Origin of the sequence: Xanthomonas sp. D-99, assembly GCF_017746145.1 — a bacterium.
GTDB lineage: Bacteria > Pseudomonadota > Gammaproteobacteria > Xanthomonadales > Xanthomonadaceae > Xanthomonas > Xanthomonas cissicola.
Window position 1 is genome coordinate 36,452 of the sequence record NZ_JAGHWU010000016.1, and the last position, 18,842, is coordinate 55,293.

Below are 18,842 nucleotides of genomic sequence, written 5' to 3' on the forward strand. Positions count from 1 at the left end.
ACGCAAGACAAGACTTCGATGGATCGCAAATTGCTCGACCTGCTGTGCTCGCCCGACACCCGCCAGCCGCTTTCGCTGCTCGACGGCAAGGGCCTGGAAGCACTCAATGCCGCCATCGCAGGCGGAACCCTGCAGCGCGCCGACGGCGCCGCACAAACCCAGCCGCTGCGTGAAGCGCTGATCACCCGCGACCGCAAGCAGATCTTCCGCGTCGACGACGGCATTCCGGTGCTGCTGGCCGAAGAAGCCATCGCCACCGCACAAATCGCCGACTTCCCCGAGAAATGAGCCTGCCCGTGCGCACCAACGTGCCGGACGCGCCGCCCGTCGAATCGATCGAAGCGGATGTGGCGCGCGCCCTGGCCGAAGACATCGGCAGCGGCGATGTCACCGCCGCGCTGCTGCCCGACCAGGCCGACAGTGCCTACCTGCTGTGCAAGCAGGATGCGGTCATCGCCGGCCGCCCCTGGTTCGATGCCACTCACCGCGCGCTCGACCCGCAGGTACGCATCGACTGGCAGGTGCACGAAGGCCAACGCGTCGCTGCAGGCACGGTGCTCGCGCTGCTGCACGGTCGCAGCCGCAGCCTGGTCAGCGCCGAACGCACCTCGCTCAATTTCATGCAGACGCTGTCTGCCACGGCGACCACCACCGCGGCATATGTGGCTGCGGTGGCCGGGACGCACGCGCGCATTCTGGACACACGCAAGACGCTGCCGGGCCTGCGCGCCGCGCAGAAATACGCCGTGCGCTGCGGCGGTGGCGACAATCACCGTATCGGCCTGTTCGACACGGTGATGCTGAAGGAAAATCACATTCGCGCCGCCGGTTCGTTGAGCGCGGCCGTGCATGCCGCACGCGCGCAGCAACCGCAGTTGCCGCTGGTGGTCGAAGTGGAAACGCTGGAGCAGCTACGCGAAGCATTGCAGGTTGGTTGCACGCGCATCCTGATCGACGACTTCGACCAGGCCATGCGCCGAGAAGCGGTGCGTATCGTTGGCGCATTACCGCCAGAACGGCGCATTCCGCTGGAAGTTTCCGGCAGCGTGGATCTGGCCGGCATTCGTACGATTGCCGAAGACGGGGTGGACTGCATTTCCATCGGCGGGCTCACCAAGCATGTGCAGGCAGTGGATCTGTCGCTCAAACTCGGCCCGCCGCCAGCGCGCTGATTTCACGCGTGCGCGCAGCCGGCTCTGGCAGCCTGCTGCGATGTTTCCGTGCAGGACCTGCAATGACCGTCAAACCTTGGCCGTGGATCTGCCTCTTGCTGGCAGGTATCGGAAGTAGCGCTGCGGCTGCGGAGGTGTGCGATATCCCGCCACGGTTCGGAACGAGTCCCGCCGCGATCGCCATCGTGCGCAGCGCCTGCAATGAGCACCGTTTGTGGCAGCACCCGTTTATCGATGCCAAGGGCCGCCTGGCCAGCCTGGGCGTGACCGAAGCCGAATCCGGTTATCTCGCCGATCACGGTGTGGTCGCCTGGCAACGCGTTGCAGGCTACTGGCGCGACAGCGGCACGCTTGCGTCGATGGGCGGCAGGCCTGGCGCATCGAGCTGCGCGGCATTGGATGGCACGCGCTACACCGTCAGCGACTGCCGCGCATTTCTGATCGACAACCCATGGTCGGCCGCTTTCATTTCCTGGGTGATGACGCAGTCGGGGCTGGGCGGTTTTCATCGCTCCGCGCGGCATCTGGATTACATCCGCAGCGCCTACAACGACGGCGCTACCGGACCGTACCGGTTTACCGATCCGGCGGTCGAGAAGCCGGCGCCCGGCGATCTGCTGTGTCTGCTGCGCGGCCGCAGCACCGCGATGGGCTATGCCGGCCTGAAGGCCGCGTTGGGTGGCAGCGCACCGATGCCATGGCAATCGCATTGCGATGTGGTGGTGGCCGCCAATGTCGGCGGCGATCGCACCCTATACCTGATCGGCGGCAACGTGTTCAACACGGTGATGATGCGCAAGATGCCGCTGGATCGCGCCGGCCGCGTGGTGTTGCCAACACCGCAATCGGACAGCACGCAGGACCAGAACGAAGACAGCCTGGGCATCGCCAGCGAATGCACGCCGGCGCACGAAGAATTGTGCGACTTCAATCGCCGCGACTGGGCCGCACTACTGAAACTGCGTCCTGATGCGGCAGTGGTTGCGCCGCCGCCGACGGCGCCGCTGCCGACACCCAGCACCGCGCCCGCAGAACAAACGATGCCGCCGGGTTTCCCTCGCGTTGTGCCGCCGCGTCCGGACACGCAGCCCGCGCCGACGCAGCAACAAGGATAGATCAAGTTGTAAGGCCGGACACACCCTCATCCGCCCCCGCCGGGCACCTTCTCCCATGGGAGAAGGATTCACAGCCCCTCTCCTGCGGGAGAGGGCTGGGGTGAGGGTAAGGGGCGAAGCTGCGCATCCCGAATATCACGAGGCCTTTGCCGCGCCTTCATCCGGCGCTGCGTGCCACGTGCTCCCAACGGGAGAAGCAATCGAGCACACAACAAAAAAGCGGGCCGAAGCCCGCTCTTTCGTCATGCATCACGCATGATGCATCAGCACGCAGCGATTACTCGGCCGACGCCTGCACGCCTTCGCCTTCTTCCACTGCCTTGATCGACAGGCGGATGCGGCCCTGCTTGTCCACTTCCAGCACCTTGACGCGGACCAGATCGCCTTCCTTCAACTTGTCGCCGACCTTCTCCACGCGCTCGCTGGAAATCTGCGAGACGTGCACCAGGCCGTCCTTGCCCGGCAGGATGGTGACGAACGCACCGAAGTCCATGATCTTGGCGACCTTGCCTTCGTAGATGCGGCCCGGCTCCACGTCCGAGGTGATCTGTTCGATGCGCGACTTCGCAGCCTGCGCGGCGATGGCATTGACCGAGGCGATGATGATCGTGCCATCGTCCTGGATGTCGATCTGCGTGCCGGTTTCCTTGGTGATGGCCTGAATGGTCGAGCCACCCTTGCCGATCACTTCGCGGATCTTGTCCGGGTGGATCTTGATGGTGAGCAGGCGCGGCGCGTAGTCGCTCAGCTCCTGACGCGGGGTGGTCAGCGCATGCGCCATCTCGCCCAGGATGTGCAGACGGCCAGCCTTGGCCTGCTGCAATGCCTGCTTCATGATCTCTTCGGTGATGCCTTCGATCTTGATGTCCATCTGCAGGGCGGACACGCCTTCGGCAGTACCGGCCACCTTGAAGTCCATGTCGCCGAGGTGATCTTCGTCACCCAGGATGTCGGAGAGCACGACGAAGTCGTTGCCTTCCTTGACCAGACCCATTGCGATACCCGCGACCGGCGCCTTGATCGGCACGCCAGCATCCATCAGCGCCAGCGAGCTGCCGCAGACCGATGCCATCGAGGACGAACCGTTGGACTCGGTGATTTCCGAGACCACGCGGATGGTGTACGGGAATTCTTCAAGGGTCGGCATCACTGCCAGCACGCCGCGCTTGGCCAGGCGGCCGTGGCCGATTTCGCGACGCTTCGGCGCACCGAAACGACCGCACTCGCCCACCGAGTACGGAGGGAAGTTGTAATGAAACAGGAAATTTTCCTTGTACTCGCCCGACACCGCGTCGATGACCTGACCGTCGCGCGCGGTGCCCAACGTGGTGATCACGATCGCCTGCGTCTCGCCGCGGGTGAACAGCGCCGAGCCATGGGTACGCGGCAACACGCCGGCCGTGGCGCTGATCGGACGCACGGTATCCAGTGCACGACCGTCGATACGCACCTTGGTGCTCAACACCGAACCACGCATGGTCTGGTATTCCAGCTCGCCGAATTCCTTGGCCAGATCACCGGCAGCCCAGCCTTCGATGGTGGCGCGCGGCGCCAGTGCGCCCAGCACGTCTTTCTTGATCGCCGAAATCGCATCGCGACGCTGCAGCTTGTCGCGCACCTGGAATGCCGACGCCAGCTGGTCGCCAACCGCTTCCTTCAGGGCAGCGATCATGCCGTCGTTCTTCGCCGGGGCCACCCAGTCGGACGGCTTGGTGCCGGCCTCGACGGTCAGCTCGTTGATGACGTTGATGACCTTCTGCATCTCGCGATGGCCGAATGTCACTGCGCCCAGCATGACTTCTTCGGACAGCAGGTCGGCTTCGGACTCGACCATCAGCACCGCGTTGGCGGTACCGGCCACGACCAGCTCCAGCTGCGAATCCTTCAGCTCGGTCACGGTCGGGTTGAGGATGTATTCGCCGTTCTTGTAGCCGACCTTGGCGGCGCCGATCGGGCCCTTGAAGGGAGTGCCGGCCAGCGACAGCGCAGCCGAGGCGCCGATCAGCGCGGCGATATCGCCGTCGATGTCCGGGTTCATCGACATCACGGTGGCGATGATCTGCACTTCGTTCTTGTAGTCCTCCGGGAACAGCGGACGGATCGGACGATCGATCAGGCGCGAGATCAACGTTTCCTTCTCGGTCGCGCGTCCTTCGCGCTTGAAGAAGCCGCCCGGGATGCGGCCGCCAGCGTAGAACTTCTCCTGATAATCGACCGTCAGAGGAAAGAAGTCCTGCCCTTCGCGCGCGCTCTTGGCGGCGACGGCGGTGACCAGCAGTACGGTGTCGTCGAACTTGACGATCACGGCGCCGCCTGCCTGGCGAGCGATTTCGCCCGTCTCAAGAGTGACGGTGTGCTTGCCGTACTGGAAGGTTTTGGTGATTTTTGCCACGGAGGTTTTTTCCCTTAGGTATTGCTGTCTGCGTTGGACCGTCGTCGACCCATGCCGAGAACGGGCGGCCGGGAGGCTCCGGCCCAAGAGTGCGCATTGCGTGAAACGTAGTGCGATTGAACAAAACAAAACCGCGGCGCATCGCTGCGCCGCGGCGGTAGGACTCGATTAGCGGCGCAGGCCGAGCTTCTCGATCAAGGACTTGTAACGCTCGTTGTCCTTCTTCTTCAGGTAGTCGAGCAGGCTGCGGCGACGGTTGACCATCTGCAGCAGACCACGACGGCTGTGGTGATCCTTCTTGTGGGTCTTGAAGTGGCCGGTCAGCAGCTCGATGCGCGCGGTCAGCAGGGCCACCTGCACTTCCGGCGAACCGGTGTCCTGGGCGCTGCGCTTGTTGTCTTCAATAACTTTCTGGGTGTCGACGGACATGATGTTTTCTCGATAGATGCGTGGTCGACAGGAACGTGCATGACGCACCGTCGGACTCGCCGTTTGCTTAGGATGAGCGCGCTTGGCGCTAAGGTGCCCCGATCGGGGCCGCGAAATTGTAACGTCGCCCGGCCCAGGGAACAAGTTGACAAAATCTTAACAGGCCGGAATTTCGTTCAGTCCATTGAACAATCGTTGTGGCGACAAGCGCCCGTCGGCGTCCACCAGGCCTAGTCCCGAGGGGGTTCCGTCAGGACCGAATACGGCCACCTGCCCTGTCGGAAATGCAGCATCACGCAAGCGCTGGCCCATGCGGAAACGTGCCGCGCGGGTTTGATCGAGCACGATTCGCGCAAAATCGGCCAGGCCGGCCTCGATCGGCAGCAGTAGTGTCTGCGCCTGGGCACCCGCCTCCAAAATTGCCGACAACGCCTCCAGCGTGATCATCTGCGGAGCGCGAAACGGCTCCACCCACAGCCGACGCAGCGAGGCGATGTGCGCTCCACATCCCAGCACCTCGCCCAGGTCGCGCGCCAGGCTGCGGATATACGTGCCCGAACCGCAGGTCACGCGCAGGCGCAGACTCGGGGTGCCGTAGCCCAGCACCTCGATCGCCTGCACATCCACTTCGCGCACCGGCGCTTGGATACGTTCGCCGCGTCGCGCCTTGGCATACAGCGGCTTGCCGCCCTGCTTGAGCGCGGAATAAATCGGCGCCTGTTGCTGGATACGGCCGATGAAAGGCGCCAACGCCGCCTGGAAATCGGCCTCGCTCAGATCCGGCACCGCGCGCTCGCGCAGCGGCTCGCCGTCGGCATCGTCGGTGTCGGTGGTGACGCCCAACACGATCTCGGCGTCGTACGCCTTGGCTGAACCGAGCAGCAGTCCGGCGATCTTGGTCGCTTCGCCAAAACAGAGCGGCAACAGGCCGGTGGCCAGCGGATCCAGGCTGCCGGTATGGCCGCCCTTTTCTGCGCGCAATAACCGGCGTGCGGCCTGCAATGCATTGTTGGAGCTCAGCCCCGACGGCTTGTCCAGCAGCAGGATGCCGTGCAACGGGCGGTAGACGATGCGGGGTTTCAAAAGATCGGTGCTCGAATCAGGCGCAGTGCGCGCCCGCGGGAATCAGGGCCGCGGCAGAAGCGGCAGGCCGTGACAGCGCTCAGCGCTGTTCGGCATCTTTGTCGCTGGACGTGGCCTCGGGGCCAACGTCGTCCAGGTCACGCAGCAGATTGTCGATGCGTTCGCCGCGATCGACCGAATCGTCGTAATGGAAGTGCAGCTCGGGTACGTGACGCAGCTTCATCGCGCGCGCCAACTGCGTACGCAGCTGGCCGGCGATTTCCTTGAGCCCCTTGACCGCTTCGGCCGAACGCTCCTGCTGCAGCGCGGTGACGAAGACCTTGGCGTGCGCCAGGTCGCGACTGATTTCGACGTCTGACACGCTGACCGACGGCAGGCCATGGTCGCGCACGGCCGCGTGCACGATCGTGCCGAGGTCGCGACGCACCTGCGCAGATACGCGGTCGGTGCGATGGAATGATTTGGTTGGCATGGTCGGGGACCTGGTTGATTCGGAGGGCCAGTAGGCACCGAAGCCAAAAACAAACGCGGGCGGCCATGCCGCCCTCGCCTTGCAGAACCTGCATTGGACAACTCCGCAGGACGGAGTCCGGGGCCCGCGAGCCCCGGCAGCCGTTACAGCGTACGGGCCACTTCGATACGCTCGAAGCACTCGATCTGGTCGCCGGCCTTGACGTCGTTGTAAGCCTTCACGCCGATACCGCATTCGGTACCGTTGCGCACTTCGTCGACGTTTTCCTTGAAGCGACGCAGCGATTCCAGCTCGCCTTCGAACACCACGACGCTGTCGCGGAGCACGCGGATCGGCTTGCTGCGCTTGACCACGCCTTCGATGACCATGCAGCCTGCAACGGCGCCGAACTTCGAGCTGCGGAACACATCGCGCACCTGTGCGATACCGATGATCTCCTCGCGGATTTCCACGCCGAGCAGACCGGAGGCCACCTGCTTCACCTGATCGATCACGTCATAGATGATCGAGAAGTAACGCAGGTCGATCCCGTTGGACTCGACGATCTTGCGCGCCGAGGCATCCGCACGCACGTTGAAGCCGATGATCGTCGCCTTGGAAGCAGCGGCCGAATTTGCGTCGGATTCGGTGATGCCGCCCACGCCGGAGTGGATCACGTTGATGCGGATGTCCTCGTTGGACAACGCCACCAACGACTGCTTGAGCGCTTCCACCGAGCCCTGCACGTCGGCCTTGATCACCAGGTTCAACACCTGCTGGCCTTCGCCCTTGCCCATCTGGGCCAGGATGTCTTCCATGCGGTTGGTCGCCGAGGCAACCAGACGCGACTCGCGGCGCTTGGTTTCGCGCTGCTGCGCCACGTCCTTGGCCAGACGCTCGTCGTCGACGACCACGAAGTCGTCGCCGGCTTCCGGAACGCCGGACAAACCCAGCACCTGCACCGGAATCGACGGGCCCGCCGAGGCCGGCTGATGGCCGGTTTCGTCGAACAACGCACGCACGCGACCGTACTGGATGCCGCACACCAGATAGTCGCCACGCTTCAGCGCACCCTGCTGCACCAGCACCGTCGCCACCGGGCCGCGGCCCTTGTCCAGCGAAGATTCGATGACGGTACCGCTGGCGCGGCCCTCGGCAACGGCCTTGAGTTCCAGCACTTCGGCCTGCAGCGAAATCGCGTCCAGCAGCGTGTCCACGCCGGTACCGAGCTTGGCCGACACTTCGATGAACTGGGTGTCGCCACCGAACTCTTCGGCCACCACGTTTTCGGCCAGCAGCTCGTTCTTGACCCGCAGCGGATCCGCGCCGGTCTTGTCGATCTTGTTGACCGCCACGATCAGCGGCACGCCTGCCGCCTTGGCATGCGCAACCGCTTCCTTGGTCTGCGGCATCACGCCATCGTCGGCGGCAACCACCAGCACCACGATGTCGGTGATCTTGGCGCCGCGGGCACGCATCGAGGTAAACGCGGCATGGCCGGGCGTATCCAGGAAGCTGATGACGCCACGACCAGTTTCGACGTGATACGCACCAATGTGCTGGGTAATGCCGCCGGCTTCGCCGGAGGCGATCTTGGTACGGCGGATGTAATCCAGCAGCGAGGTCTTGCCGTGATCGACGTGACCCATGATGGTGACCACCGGCGGACGCGACGTGGCCTCGCCCTGCGCATCTTCGGCATGCGCCAGCAGCGCGTCTTCGAAGTCGGCATTGTCGGCACGCACGGCTTTATGGCCGAGCTCTTCGGTCACCAGTGCGGCGGTGTCGTGATCGATGCTCTGGGTGATGGTCGCCATGACGCCCATCTTGAACAACGCCTTGACCACGTCGCCGCCCTTGAGCGCGAGCTTCTGCGCCAGGTCTGCAACGGTGATGGTCTCGCCGATCGCCACTTCACGCACCACCGGTGCGGTGGGGCGCTCGAACCCGTGCGGGCCGCTGTTGGCCTGGCTGCCGCCACGGCCGCTGTCGTTACCGCGGCGCGAGGACGACGAACCCGGGCGACCGGTCGGCTTGCCGCGCACATTGGAACGGCGTGCGCGATCGGCCGCGGACAGATGCAACTGCCCGGCGAAGCGCTTGGTCGCATCGTCATCCTCGACCCCGGCTACCATGACGTGCGAACCGCGCGTCTTGTGCTTGGCGGCATTGCTGCGGTCGTCCGCACGTGCCGGCGCTGCCGGACGCGAGGCCGGAGATGCACCCGCCGGGCGTGCCGCACGCGGCGCGGAGGACGGCGAAGAAGGCGAACGCGCAGCCGGCGCCGCGGCAGACGGCGTCGGCGCATCAGCAACCGGGGCCGGCGCGCTGGCAGCCGCAGCGGCTTCCTCGGCAGCCTTGCGCTCGGCTTCTGCACGGTCCTTGGCGGCCTGCTCTTCCTCGCGCTTGCGCTGAATTGCTTCGTCGCGCACGCGGTCGCTTTCGGCCAGGCGCTGCTGCTCTTCGAGGTTGCGCTGACGCGACTCCTCGAGCTTCCGCAGGATATCGGCGCGTTCTTCGTCCGGCGTCATCGGCGCGGCGCGGCCGCCACCTTCGTTCTCGGACTTCACGTAGGTGCGCTTCTGCCGCACTTCCACGTTGACCGTGGTCTTGGTGCGGCCGGCGTTGACAGTGACTTCCTGCAGCTTGCGCCGGTTGAGCGTGATTTTCTTGGCTGCTTCACTCGCCGCTTCGGCAGACGTTTCGGCCTTGCCGTGCGTGCGACGCAGGAAGCCAAGCAGTTTCATCTTCTCGGTGCTGGTCACGACCTGGTCGGGACCGCTGAACTTCATTCCGGCCTCGGCCAGTTGAACCAGCAGTTTATCGACCGGCGTATTGACCAGTTCGGCAAGCTTGCGGATGGTGGTTTGCTGCGACATTCGGATCCTATGATCTGGTTGGCGCCCCCTCGCCCAGAGCAAGGGATACGCTGATTCTAAGCCCTGATGGGGTCAGGGCGCGGTTCATTGCCGGCTCATTCGCCGCGCTCCAAACGGGCGATCTCCTCGGCGCGGGCCGCCAGGATCAGCGCCGCAGCGCGCTCCTGGGTCATGCCCTCGATGCCGAAGTCGACGATCTCGTCCGCTGCCAGGTCGGACAAGTCCTCGCTGGTGCGCACGCCGTGCTCGGCCAGCGCAAAGGCCGTGTCCTCGTCCATCCCCTCCAGCGCCAGCAGGTCCTCGGTGGGCTGAGTTCCTTCCAGGCCCTCCTCCTCGGCCAGCGCGGCGTTCAGCAGCGCATCGCGGGCACGGGCACGCAGCTCTTCAACGATGTCTTCGTCGAAGCCCTCCACCGCCAGCAACTCGCCGACCGGCACGTAGGCGATTTCTTCGACCGTGTTGAAACCTTCGGAGACCAGGATCGCGGAGATTTCCTCGTCCACTTCCAGGCGGTCCATGAACAGCTGGCGTGCCGCGGCCTGCTCGGCCTCGGACTTGGCGGCCACCTGGTCGGCGGTCATCACGTTGAGCTGCCAACCGGTCAGGCGGCTGGCCAGACGCACGTTCTGGCCGCCCTTGCCGATCGCCTGCGCCAGGCGGTCTTCCGCCACGGCCAGATCCATCGAGTGCTTGTCTTCATCGACGATGATCGACTGCACTTCGGCAGGCGCCATTGCGTTGATGACGAAGTTGGCCGGGTTCTCGTTCCACAACACGATGTCCACGCGCTCGCCATTGAGTTCGTTGGACACCGCCTGCACGCGCGAACCGCGCATGCCGATGCATGCGCCGATGGGGTCGGTGCGGGCGTCGTGCGCGATCACGGCGATCTTGGCGCGGTCGCCCGGATCGCGTGCGCAAGCCTTGATCTCGACCAGGCCCTGACCGACTTCCGGCACTTCCAGCTTGAACAGTTCGATCATGAATTCCGGTGCGGCACGGCTGATGAACAGCTGCGGGCCACGCGGCTCGGAGCGCACTTCGGCCAGATAACCGCGCACGCGGTCGCCAGGACGCAGCACGTCGCGCGGAATGCCCTTGTCCTTCGGAATGAAGGCTTCGGCGTTGCCGCCAAGATCGACAAAAATATTGCCGCGTTCTGCGCGCTTGACCACGCCGGTGATCAACTCACCCACACGATCCTTCCACGCATCCACCACCTGCTGACGCTCGGCCTCGCGCACACGCTGCACGATCACCTGCTTGGCGGCCTGCGCGGCGATACGGCCGAAGTCGGGATTCTCGATCTGTTCTTCGATGTAATCGCCCACTTCCACGCCATCGGCTTCGTCGATGGCATCCATCAGACGCACCTGGCGGTCGGGGGATTCCATCACCACGTCATCGGCAACCACTTCCCAGCGACGGTAGGTTTCGTAAGTACCGTCCTTGTGATCGATGGTCACGCGGGCCAGCACGTCCTGGTCGGGATAGCGCTTCTTCGCTGCGGACGCCAGCGCGGCCTCGATCGCTTCGAAGATCACCTCGCGCGGCACGCCCTTCTCGTTGGCGACCGCATCCACTACCAGCAAAAGTTCCTTGCTCATTTCGTCACTCCGCGCGCGGCTTGCCAGCCGCCGACTCGTTGGATGGTTTCTTCTTTTCGTGCCCGGTTTTTTTCGGGCCGGGCTTGTTCGGTTTCTGCGGTGCCAGACCCAGCGCAACCCAATCCGGCACGATGCGCGCCTTGTCGATATTGTCGTAGCCGATCTGCACGTCCTTGCCATCGACGGCGAACACCACCGCATCTGCCTCGGCATCGATGCGCAGGATCTCGCCCTGGAAGCGGCGCCGACCATCCTGCGCCAGCTTCAAGACGATCTTTGCCGACTCACCGGTGTGGCGCGCGAACTGTTCCAGCGTGAACAGCGGACGATCCACACCCGGCGATGACACTTCCAGCGTGTAGTTGCCGCTGATCGGGTCTTCGACGTCGAGCTGGGCGGAGACTTCACGGCTCACGCGCTCGCAATCGTCGACATTGATGACACGCTCGGGCTGTTCGGCCAGCGGCACATCGATATACAGGCGCAAAGTGGCGCCGCCTGGAGCGGGAAGATATTCCACGCCCAGCAGTTCCAAGCCCAGGGACTCAACCGTTGGACTCAGCAGATTCGCGATTTCGGTCGCTTTTTCGCTCACAGACTGCCCTGATCAGATGATTGCCAGTAGAACCCCGGCAACCGGCAGCAAACTTTCCGGTTCCGGAAAAAACAAGGGGCCCGATGGGCCCCTTGCGTGAAAAAAGCCCGACCTCTCAGGGTCGGCGTAAAGACGGGAACATGCGTCCTTACGATCCAAGAGCTGAATCACTGCGATGAAGCAACAATTCGAAACTTGGTAGCGGGGGCAGGATTTGAACCTGCGACCTTCGGGTTATGAGCCCGACGAGCTGCCAGACTGCTCCACCCCGCAGCAGAAGCGGAATTATGAAGAACTTGAGCGGCAATTGCAAGCCCTAGTTTTTCATCTGTCGAACAGCGTGGCGGCTGTTCAACGTCGCGGCGAATAATACCCGCAATGCAACAAAAACGAAACAGTAAACACGGTTTATTTCAGTGCGATGCCAACTACACGATGTGGCACTGCGAGACCCAGCGTCGCGTAGAGGTCTTATGCGAGGCCGGCGAACGCGCGCTGGCACCACACCATGATCGGACTCCAGGCCAGGCCAAGTGCAAGCAGGGCCAGCGCATTGACGCCGAGCACGGTACCCAGCACACGATCGTTATTGGCCGGCAACGGCTCGCCTACCGGCTCGTCGAAGTACATGACCTTGATGACGCGCAGGTAGTAGTACGCACCGATCACGGCACAGATCACGCCGACCAACGCCAGCCACAGCATGTCGCCCTTCACTGCCGCGCCCAGCACCGCCAGCTTGGTCCAGAAACCGAGGAACGGCGGGATACCTGCCAAAGACGCCATGATGCATAGCACCAGGCCAGCCATCCAGGGATTGCGCGCGTTGAGTCCCTTGAAGTCGTCGATGTTTTCCGCCTCGAACCCATTGCGCGACAGCGCGATGATGGCGCCGAACGACGCAGTGGACATGATCGTGTAGCTGACCGCGTAGAACATCGCAGCCGCGTAGCCTTCTTCCCCGCCGCCTGCCACGCCCATCAGCAGGAAGCCGATATGCGAGACCGTCGAGTATGCGAGCATGCGCTTGAGGTTGCTCTGCGCAATGGCCATCAGGTTACCGACCACCAGCGACACCGCCGACAAGCCGCCGATCAGCAGATGCCACTGCGGCGACAACGGACCCATCCCGACTTCCAGCAGGCGATAGGCCATACCGAACGCTGCAAGCTTGGGCGCCGAGCTGATGAACAACGCGATCGGCGCAGGCGCACCCTGATACACGTCGGGCAGCCACATGTGGAAGGGCGCAGCACCCAGCTTGAAGGCGACGCCGGCGATCATGAAGATGGTGCCGGTCAGCAGCAACGTGCGCTCGTTGGAGCCTTCGATCGCATCATGGATGCCGGCCAGGCTGAGCGTACCGGTGGCGCCGTAGACCAGCGACATGCCGTACAGCAGCAGACCCGACGCGAGCGAGCCCAGGACGAAATACTTCATCGCCGCTTCGGTGGCCAAGCCATTGTCGCGATTGGAGGCGACCAGTGCGTAGGAGCACAGCGCCAGCAGCTCCAGGCCCAGATACACCATCAGCAGGCTACCGGCCGATGCCAGCAACATCATGCCGGCAGTGGCGAACAGGACCAATACCGGAATTTCGCCCTGGTAAAGATTGCGCTCGCGCAGGTAGGTCCAGCCATAGACCAGGCTCAACCCGCTGACCAGCACGATCACGGTCTTCATCACATCGGCCGCCGTGTCGCGCACGAACATGCCGTTGAAGATATCGCCCTGCCCGCCCGTGCCGGTCGCAAGCAACACGAGCACCACGGCAAGCACGGCAACGGAGAACAGGTGGGTCCAGACCTTGTTCCGCTGGCTCACGAACAGGTCGAGCATCAGCAGTGCGAAGGCGCCGCCGATCAGCACCAGCTCCGGTAAGAGCGGAGCCAGGTCAGCGGTGGTCAACGGCGCAAGCGTTGGCGTGGTCATCATTAAATCCTGGAAATCAAAACGTACGGCAAGCGGTCAGAGCTTGGTCGCGGCAATCTGGGTTGCCAGCTTGGCGATCGAGGGTTCCATCAGATCGGTCAGCGGCTTCGGGTACAGGCCCAGGGCGAGCACGCCGGCGGCGAACACTCCCAGCACGAACGCTTCGCGGCCATTGATGTCCTTCAGTTCGGCCACGTGTGCATTGGCCACTTCGCCGAAGAACACGCGCTTGTAGAGCCACAGTGTGTACGCAGCGGTGATCACCAGCGTGGTGGCCGCAGCGAAGGCCACCAGCGGGTGCTTCTGGAAGCTGGCCAGGATGACCATGAACTCGCCGACAAAACCACTCGTTCCAGGCAAGCCGGCATTGGCCATGAAGAACAACATGGAGAAGGTGGCGAACCACGGCATCACGTTGACCACGCCGCCGTAATCGGCGATGCGACGGGTATGCATGCGGTCGTAGAGCACGCCGATGCATGAAAACATCGCACCGGACACGAAACCGTGCGAAATCATCTGCACCATCGCGCCTTGAAGGCCCAGACGGGCAGCATCGGTGCTGCCGTACTCGCGCACCAAAGTGAAGGCGATAAAGGTGCCGAGCGTGACGAAACCCATGTGCGCGATGGACGAATACGCCACCAGCTTCTTCATGTCGTCCTGCACCAACGCCACCAGGCCGACATAGATCACCGCAATCAGCGACAGCGTGATGACCAGCCAGGCGAACTCATGACTCGCATCCGGCACGATCGGCAGGTTGAAGCGCAGGAAGCCGTAGCCGCCGATCTTCAACGCAATGGCCGCCAGGATCACCGAACCGGCCGTCGGCGCCTCGACGTGCGCGTCCGGCAACCAGGTGTGCACCGGGAACATCGGCACCTTGACCGCAAAGGCGATCAGGAACGCGAAGAAGATCCAGGTCTGTTCCTTGGTGGTCAGCTGCAGCGCGTAGAGATCGGCGAGCTGGAAGCTGCCGCCCTTCAGATACAGGTACACCAGGCCCACCAGCATCAGCACCGAGCCAAGGAAGGTGTACAGGAAGAACTTCATCGCCGCGTAGATGCGCCGCGGGCCGCCCCAGACACCGATGATCAGGAACATCGGGATCAGCATGGCTTCGAAGAACACGTAGAACAACATCGCGTCGGTGGCGGCGAAGATGCCGACGGTGACGCCTTCCAGGATCAGGAAGGCAGCGACGTACTGATTGACGCGCTTGTCGATCGAGCGCCAGGCACCGATCAGGGCCAGCACCGTCACCAGCGTGGTCAGCACGATCAACGCGACCGCGATGCCATCCACGCCCAGGTTGTAGCCGATGTTGTAGGCCGGGATCCAGGCGTGCAGTTCGATGAACTGCATGGCGTCATTGGCCGTGTCGTAGCCCAGCAGCGGCAGACTCAGCGCAAAGGTCGCCACCGCTACCGCCAGGGACGCCCAGCGGGCAGTCTCGGCGTTGCGCAACGCAAGGATCAGGGCGCCACCGATAATCGGCAGCCAGATCAAGATAGACAGTAAAGGCCAGTTCGACACGTTTTCTTATTCCGTACAGGTCAACGCCAGAAATGCATCAGTACCGCCAACAAGGCGATCAAACCGATGATCATTGCGAAGGCGTAGTGATAGAGGAAACCGGATTGCGTGCGACGCAGCAGATTTGCAGCCAGGTCGATCAGTCGGGCAGAACCGTTGACGACAGCGCCGTCGACCACATGGGTATCGACTGCACGTGACGCCTTGCCAAGCACAACGCCACCACCGGCGAAGCCATTGATCCAGAGCTTGTCGAAGCCGTACTTGTTTTCCAGCAACCACACGATCGGCGCGAATGTCTTGCGCGACTTGGTGGCCAGTTCCGGCTTCCACAGGTAGAACAGCGCTGCCAGCAACAGCCCGGCAACCGTCAGGAAGAACGGAGCGGCCAGCATGCCATGCAGCGCGAATGCGACCGGACCATGGAACTCTTCGGCCAACGCACCAACGGTATCGCGTGCCGGATCGTAGAAATCGACGATGCCAGTAAAGAACGAAACTGCCTGGCCCTGCATGGCGTGCGCTGCATGGTGGCCCTGCCAGTCGGTCCCGAACAACATCGGACCGATCGTGAAGAAGCCGATCGCGATCGAAGGGATTGCTAACAAGACCAGCGGCAGCGTTACCACCCACTTGGACTCATGCGGCTCGTGCGCACCATGGTGACCGTGTCCGTGATCGTCGTGACCATGCGTGTCGTGGCCATGCGCATCGTGCGAGTGGACCTGCGCTTCGGCATCGGTATGCGCGCTGTCGTGATGCGAATGCGCGTCGTGCGCATGGGCGTCGCGGAAGCGCTCCTTGCCGTGGAAGGTCAGGAACAGCAGACGGAAACTGTAGAAACTGGTCACCAGTACGCCGCCGAGCACTGCCCAGTAGCCATAGGTTGCGACCCAGCTATGCGACTCATGCGCATGATGCGCGGCCGCTTCGATGATGGTGTCCTTCGAGTAGAAGCCAGAGAAGAACGGCGTACCGACCAATGCCAACGTACCGATCACGCTGGTCCAGTAGGTCACCTTCATGTACTTGCGCAGACCACCCATCTTGCGCATGTCCTGCTCGTGGTGCATGCCGATGATCACCGAGCCGGCAGCCAGGAACAGCAGCGCCTTGAAGAAGGCGTGGGTCATCAGGTGGAACACGGCTGCCGAATACGCCGACACGCCCAAGGCCACGGTCATGTAACCCAGCTGCGACAGCGTGGAGTACGCAACCACGCGCTTGATGTCGTTCTGCACGATACCGATCAGCCCGGTGAAAAACGCCGTGGTCGCACCGATGAACAGGATGAAGTTCAGCGCGGTCTCCGACAGCTCGAACAGCGGCGACATGCGCGCCACCATGAAGATGCCGGCGGTGACCATCGTTGCGGCATGGATCAGCGCCGAGATCGGTGTGGGGCCTTCCATCGAGTCCGGCAGCCACACGTGCAACGGCACCTGGGCCGACTTGCCCATCGCACCGATGAACAGGCAGATGCAGATCAGCGTCATCACGCTCCATTCGTGGCCCGCGAACAGCTGCACCTTGGCACCGGCCATGGTGGTCGCATTGGCGAACACGGTGGAGTAATCCAGCGAGCCGAACCACAACAACACACCGGCGATACCGAGGATGAAGCCGAAGTCGCCGACGCGGTTGACCAGGAACGCCTTCATGTTGGCGAACACGGCCGTGGGACGCTTGAACCAGAAACCGATCAGCAGGTACGACACCAGACCCACCGCTTCCCAGCCGAAGAACAGCTGCAGGAAGTTGTTGCTCATCACCAGCGTGACCATGGAGAAGGTGAACAACGAGATGTAGCTGAAGAAGCGCTGGTAGCCCGGATCTTCTTCCATGTAGCCGATGGTGTAGATGTGCACCAGCAGCGACACGAAGGTCACCACCACCATCATCATTGCGGTCAGGCGGTCGACCATGAAGCCGACATGCGCAGAGTAATTGCCGACATCAAAGAACGTGTAGAGGTTCTGGTTGAACGGGCTGGCGCCCTGTTCCACCAGCTGATACAGCGTCACGCACGACAATACGCAGCTGACCGCAACACCGAGGATGGTGACGTACTGCGCGCCCTTGCGTCCGACCTGGCGCCCGAACAGGCCGGCAATGATGCTGCCGACCAGCGGTGCAAGCACCACTGCGATCAACAGACTCTTTGAGAGAGTGATTTCCATCTACAGGTCAGCCCTTCAACGTATCGACTTCGGCCACATTGATCGTGCGGCGCGTGCGGAACAGAGTCACCAGGATCGCAAGGCCGATTGCAGCCTCCGCAGCGGCAACCGTCAGAATGAAGAACACGAACAACTGACCAGCGGTATCGCCAAGCTCGCGCGAGAACGCGATGAAGTTGACGTTGACCGACAGCAGCATCAACTCGATCGACATCAGCAACACGATGACGTTCTTGCGGTTGAGGAAGATGCCGGCCAGCGAGATGCAGAACAGCACCGCGCCCAGTCCAAGCAGGTGGCCCAAGGTAATCAAGACTTCGCCTCCTGTCCGTCGGCCGCGTCGATCTGCGGCGCAACCTGTACCGGCTTTTCAACCGCCATTTTGACCATGCGCAGACGGTCGCCCGCTTTCACTCGCGACTGCTCGCCGGCATTCTGCAACTTGATGCCAGTGCGCTTGCGCAGCGTCAGCATCACTGCAGCCACCACCGCCACCGTCAGGATCACCGCCGCAAATTCGAACGGCAGCAGAAATTCGGTGTACAGGCTCTTGGCCAACCAGGTCAGGTTGGAACTGTCTGCCGCTTGCGCAGCTGCGTTGTCTGCCGGGAACGGCGTTGCGCTACGCGCCTTGACACCGATCAGCGTGACCATCTGCGCGAGCATGGCAACCGCCACGATGACGCCGAGCGGCATGTACTTGACCCAACCCTCGCGCAGGCGGCTGGTGTCGATGTCCAGCATCATCACCACGAACAGGAACAGCACCATCACCGCGCCGACGTAGACCAGCACCAGGGTCACGCCGAGGAATTCGGCCCCGACCAGCAACCAGATGCATGCCATCGAGAAGAACGTGAGGATCAGGCACAACACGGCGTACACCGGGTTGCGCACGCTGATCACCGCACCGGCGGACACGACCGCGACGGCGGAGAAGGCGTAGAAAGCAATAGAGACCCAGTCCATCATGACCTCAACGGAAGGCGGCATCGGCAGCGCGACGCTCGGCGATCTCGGTCTCTAACCGGTCTCCGATCGCCAGCAGCTGCGGCTTGTTGACAATGTTTTCGCCACGCTTCTCGAAGTGGTACTCGAGGATGTGCGTTTCGACGATCGAGTCCACCGGGCAGCTTTCCTCGCAGAAGCCGCAGAAGATGCACTTGAACAGGTCGATGTCGTAGCGCGTGGTGCGGCGGGTGCCGTCTTCGCGCTTGGCCGAGTCGATGGTGATCGCCAGCGCCGGGCACACCGCTTCGCACAGCTTGCAAGCGATGCAACGCTCTTCGCCGTTGGGATAACGGCGCAGCGCGTGCAGGCCACGAAAGCGCGGCGACTGCGGGAATTTCTCCATCGGATACAGCACGGTGTACTTGGGCTTGAACGTGTATTTCAACGTCAGCCACAAGCCGCCGAGCAATTCGAGCAGCAGCAGGCTCTTGAAGTAATGGGTGATCTTGTTCATCGA

16 protein-coding genes and 1 tRNA gene are annotated in these 18,842 nt (G+C 63.0%); 3 read left to right on the forward strand and 14 right to left on the reverse strand.

Annotated features, from left to right (window positions below; translation table 11 throughout):
• Positions 1-18: 18 nt before the first annotated feature.
• The 3 genes from J7360_RS07280 to J7360_RS07290 all read left to right on the forward strand — a co-directional run bounded on the left by J7360_RS07280 (position 19) and on the right by J7360_RS07290 (position 2,287).
• On the forward strand, positions 19-288 hold the full coding sequence (locus tag J7360_RS07280) for a Trm112 family protein (protein WP_008570984.1): 270 nt from the start codon (positions 19-21) through the stop codon (positions 286-288).
• Entirely contained in the window at positions 285-1,172 is an 888-nt protein-coding gene (nadC, locus tag J7360_RS07285) for a carboxylating nicotinate-nucleotide diphosphorylase (protein ID WP_057661715.1), read from the forward strand. The genes J7360_RS07280 and nadC overlap by 4 nt, the downstream gene beginning before the upstream one ends.
• A gap of 62 nt (positions 1,173-1,234) precedes the next feature.
• On the forward strand, positions 1,235-2,287 hold the full coding sequence (locus J7360_RS07290; RefSeq protein ID WP_057661713.1) for a DUF2272 domain-containing protein: 1,053 nt from the start codon (positions 1,235-1,237) through the stop codon (positions 2,285-2,287).
• A gap of 277 nt (positions 2,288-2,564) precedes the next feature.
• On the opposite strand, the gene pnp is transcribed toward J7360_RS07290, so the two are convergent.
• From pnp to nuoI, 14 genes are all read right to left on the reverse strand, one after another.
• On the reverse strand, positions 2,565-4,679 hold the full coding sequence (pnp, locus tag J7360_RS07295; RefSeq protein ID WP_007963205.1) for a polyribonucleotide nucleotidyltransferase: 2,115 nt from the start codon (positions 4,677-4,679) through the stop codon (positions 2,565-2,567).
• Between the two features lie 168 nt (positions 4,680-4,847).
• Positions 4,848-5,108 carry a 30S ribosomal protein S15 gene (gene rpsO, locus J7360_RS07300; RefSeq protein WP_003485583.1) on the reverse strand — a complete coding sequence of 87 codons (261 nt, stop codon included), beginning with the start codon at positions 5,106-5,108 and terminating at the stop codon, positions 4,848-4,850.
• Positions 5,109-5,264: 156 nt separating this feature from the next.
• On the reverse strand, positions 5,265-6,191 hold the full coding sequence (gene truB / locus J7360_RS07305; RefSeq protein WP_209033563.1) for a tRNA pseudouridine(55) synthase TruB: 927 nt from the start codon (positions 6,189-6,191) through the stop codon (positions 5,265-5,267).
• A 79-nt stretch (positions 6,192-6,270) separates the two neighbouring features.
• Positions 6,271-6,663 carry a 30S ribosome-binding factor RbfA gene (gene rbfA, locus J7360_RS07310; protein WP_022559493.1) on the reverse strand — a complete coding sequence of 131 codons (393 nt, stop codon included), beginning with the start codon at positions 6,661-6,663 and terminating at the stop codon, positions 6,271-6,273.
• A gap of 143 nt (positions 6,664-6,806) precedes the next feature.
• Positions 6,807-9,521, reverse strand: coding sequence for a translation initiation factor IF-2 (gene infB / locus J7360_RS07315; protein ID WP_003485576.1), 2,715 nt, complete (start codon positions 9,519-9,521; stop codon positions 6,807-6,809).
• A gap of 95 nt (positions 9,522-9,616) precedes the next feature.
• A complete protein-coding gene (nusA, locus tag J7360_RS07320; RefSeq protein WP_057661707.1) occupies positions 9,617-11,128 on the reverse strand; it encodes a transcription termination factor NusA in 1,512 nt (503 codons plus the stop codon).
• 4 nt (positions 11,129-11,132) lie between these two features.
• Positions 11,133-11,723, reverse strand: a complete 591-nt coding sequence (rimP, locus tag J7360_RS07325) for a ribosome maturation factor RimP (protein WP_007963101.1) — start codon at positions 11,721-11,723, stop codon at positions 11,133-11,135.
• Positions 11,724-11,919: 196 nt separating this feature from the next.
• Positions 11,920-11,996: transfer RNA gene (locus J7360_RS07330), tRNA-Met, on the reverse strand.
• A gap of 198 nt (positions 11,997-12,194) precedes the next feature.
• Positions 12,195-13,655, reverse strand: a complete 1,461-nt coding sequence (gene nuoN, locus J7360_RS07335) for an NADH-quinone oxidoreductase subunit NuoN (protein ID WP_007963102.1) — start codon at positions 13,653-13,655, stop codon at positions 12,195-12,197.
• A gap of 36 nt (positions 13,656-13,691) precedes the next feature.
• Positions 13,692-15,194 carry an NADH-quinone oxidoreductase subunit M gene (locus J7360_RS07340; RefSeq protein WP_209033565.1) on the reverse strand — a complete coding sequence of 501 codons (1,503 nt, stop codon included), beginning with the start codon at positions 15,192-15,194 and terminating at the stop codon, positions 13,692-13,694.
• 20 nt (positions 15,195-15,214) lie between these two features.
• Positions 15,215-17,374, reverse strand: a complete 2,160-nt coding sequence (gene nuoL, locus J7360_RS07345; RefSeq protein ID WP_057661703.1) for an NADH-quinone oxidoreductase subunit L — start codon at positions 17,372-17,374, stop codon at positions 15,215-15,217.
• Positions 17,375-17,381: 7 nt separating this feature from the next.
• A complete protein-coding gene (gene nuoK, locus J7360_RS07350; RefSeq protein WP_005914274.1) occupies positions 17,382-17,687 on the reverse strand; it encodes an NADH-quinone oxidoreductase subunit NuoK in 306 nt (101 codons plus the stop codon).
• Positions 17,684-18,346, reverse strand: coding sequence for an NADH-quinone oxidoreductase subunit J (locus J7360_RS07355; RefSeq protein ID WP_016849582.1), 663 nt, complete (start codon positions 18,344-18,346; stop codon positions 17,684-17,686). The genes nuoK and J7360_RS07355 overlap by 4 nt, the downstream gene beginning before the upstream one ends.
• A 4-nt stretch (positions 18,347-18,350) precedes the next feature.
• Positions 18,351-18,839 carry an NADH-quinone oxidoreductase subunit NuoI gene (nuoI, locus tag J7360_RS07360; protein ID WP_003485557.1) on the reverse strand — a complete coding sequence of 163 codons (489 nt, stop codon included), beginning with the start codon at positions 18,837-18,839 and terminating at the stop codon, positions 18,351-18,353.
• Between the last annotated feature and the right edge of the window lie 3 nt (positions 18,840-18,842).

Coding starts and splice junctions, on each gene's coding strand:
- nusA (WP_057661707.1), bottom strand. CDS start 11,128: ATGAGCAAGGAACTTTTGCTGGTAGTGGATGCGGTCGCCAACGAGAAG.
- nadC (WP_057661715.1), top strand. CDS start 285: ATGAGCCTGCCCGTGCGCACCAACGTGCCGGACGCGCCGCCCGTCGAA.
- J7360_RS07355 (WP_016849582.1), bottom strand. CDS start 18,346: ATGATGGACTGGGTCTCTATTGCTTTCTACGCCTTCTCCGCCGTCGCG.
- nuoL (WP_057661703.1), bottom strand. CDS start 17,374: ATGGAAATCACTCTCTCAAAGAGTCTGTTGATCGCAGTGGTGCTTGCA.
- rbfA (WP_022559493.1), bottom strand. CDS start 6,663: ATGCCAACCAAATCATTCCATCGCACCGACCGCGTATCTGCGCAGGTG.
- infB (WP_003485576.1), bottom strand. CDS start 9,521: ATGTCGCAGCAAACCACCATCCGCAAGCTTGCCGAACTGGTCAATACG.
- J7360_RS07290 (WP_057661713.1), top strand. CDS start 1,235: ATGACCGTCAAACCTTGGCCGTGGATCTGCCTCTTGCTGGCAGGTATC.
- nuoN (WP_007963102.1), bottom strand. CDS start 13,655: ATGACCACGCCAACGCTTGCGCCGTTGACCACCGCTGACCTGGCTCCG.
- nuoI (WP_003485557.1), bottom strand. CDS start 18,839: ATGAACAAGATCACCCATTACTTCAAGAGCCTGCTGCTGCTCGAATTG.
- rpsO (WP_003485583.1), bottom strand. CDS start 5,108: ATGTCCGTCGACACCCAGAAAGTTATTGAAGACAACAAGCGCAGCGCC.
- J7360_RS07280 (WP_008570984.1), top strand. CDS start 19: ATGGATCGCAAATTGCTCGACCTGCTGTGCTCGCCCGACACCCGCCAG.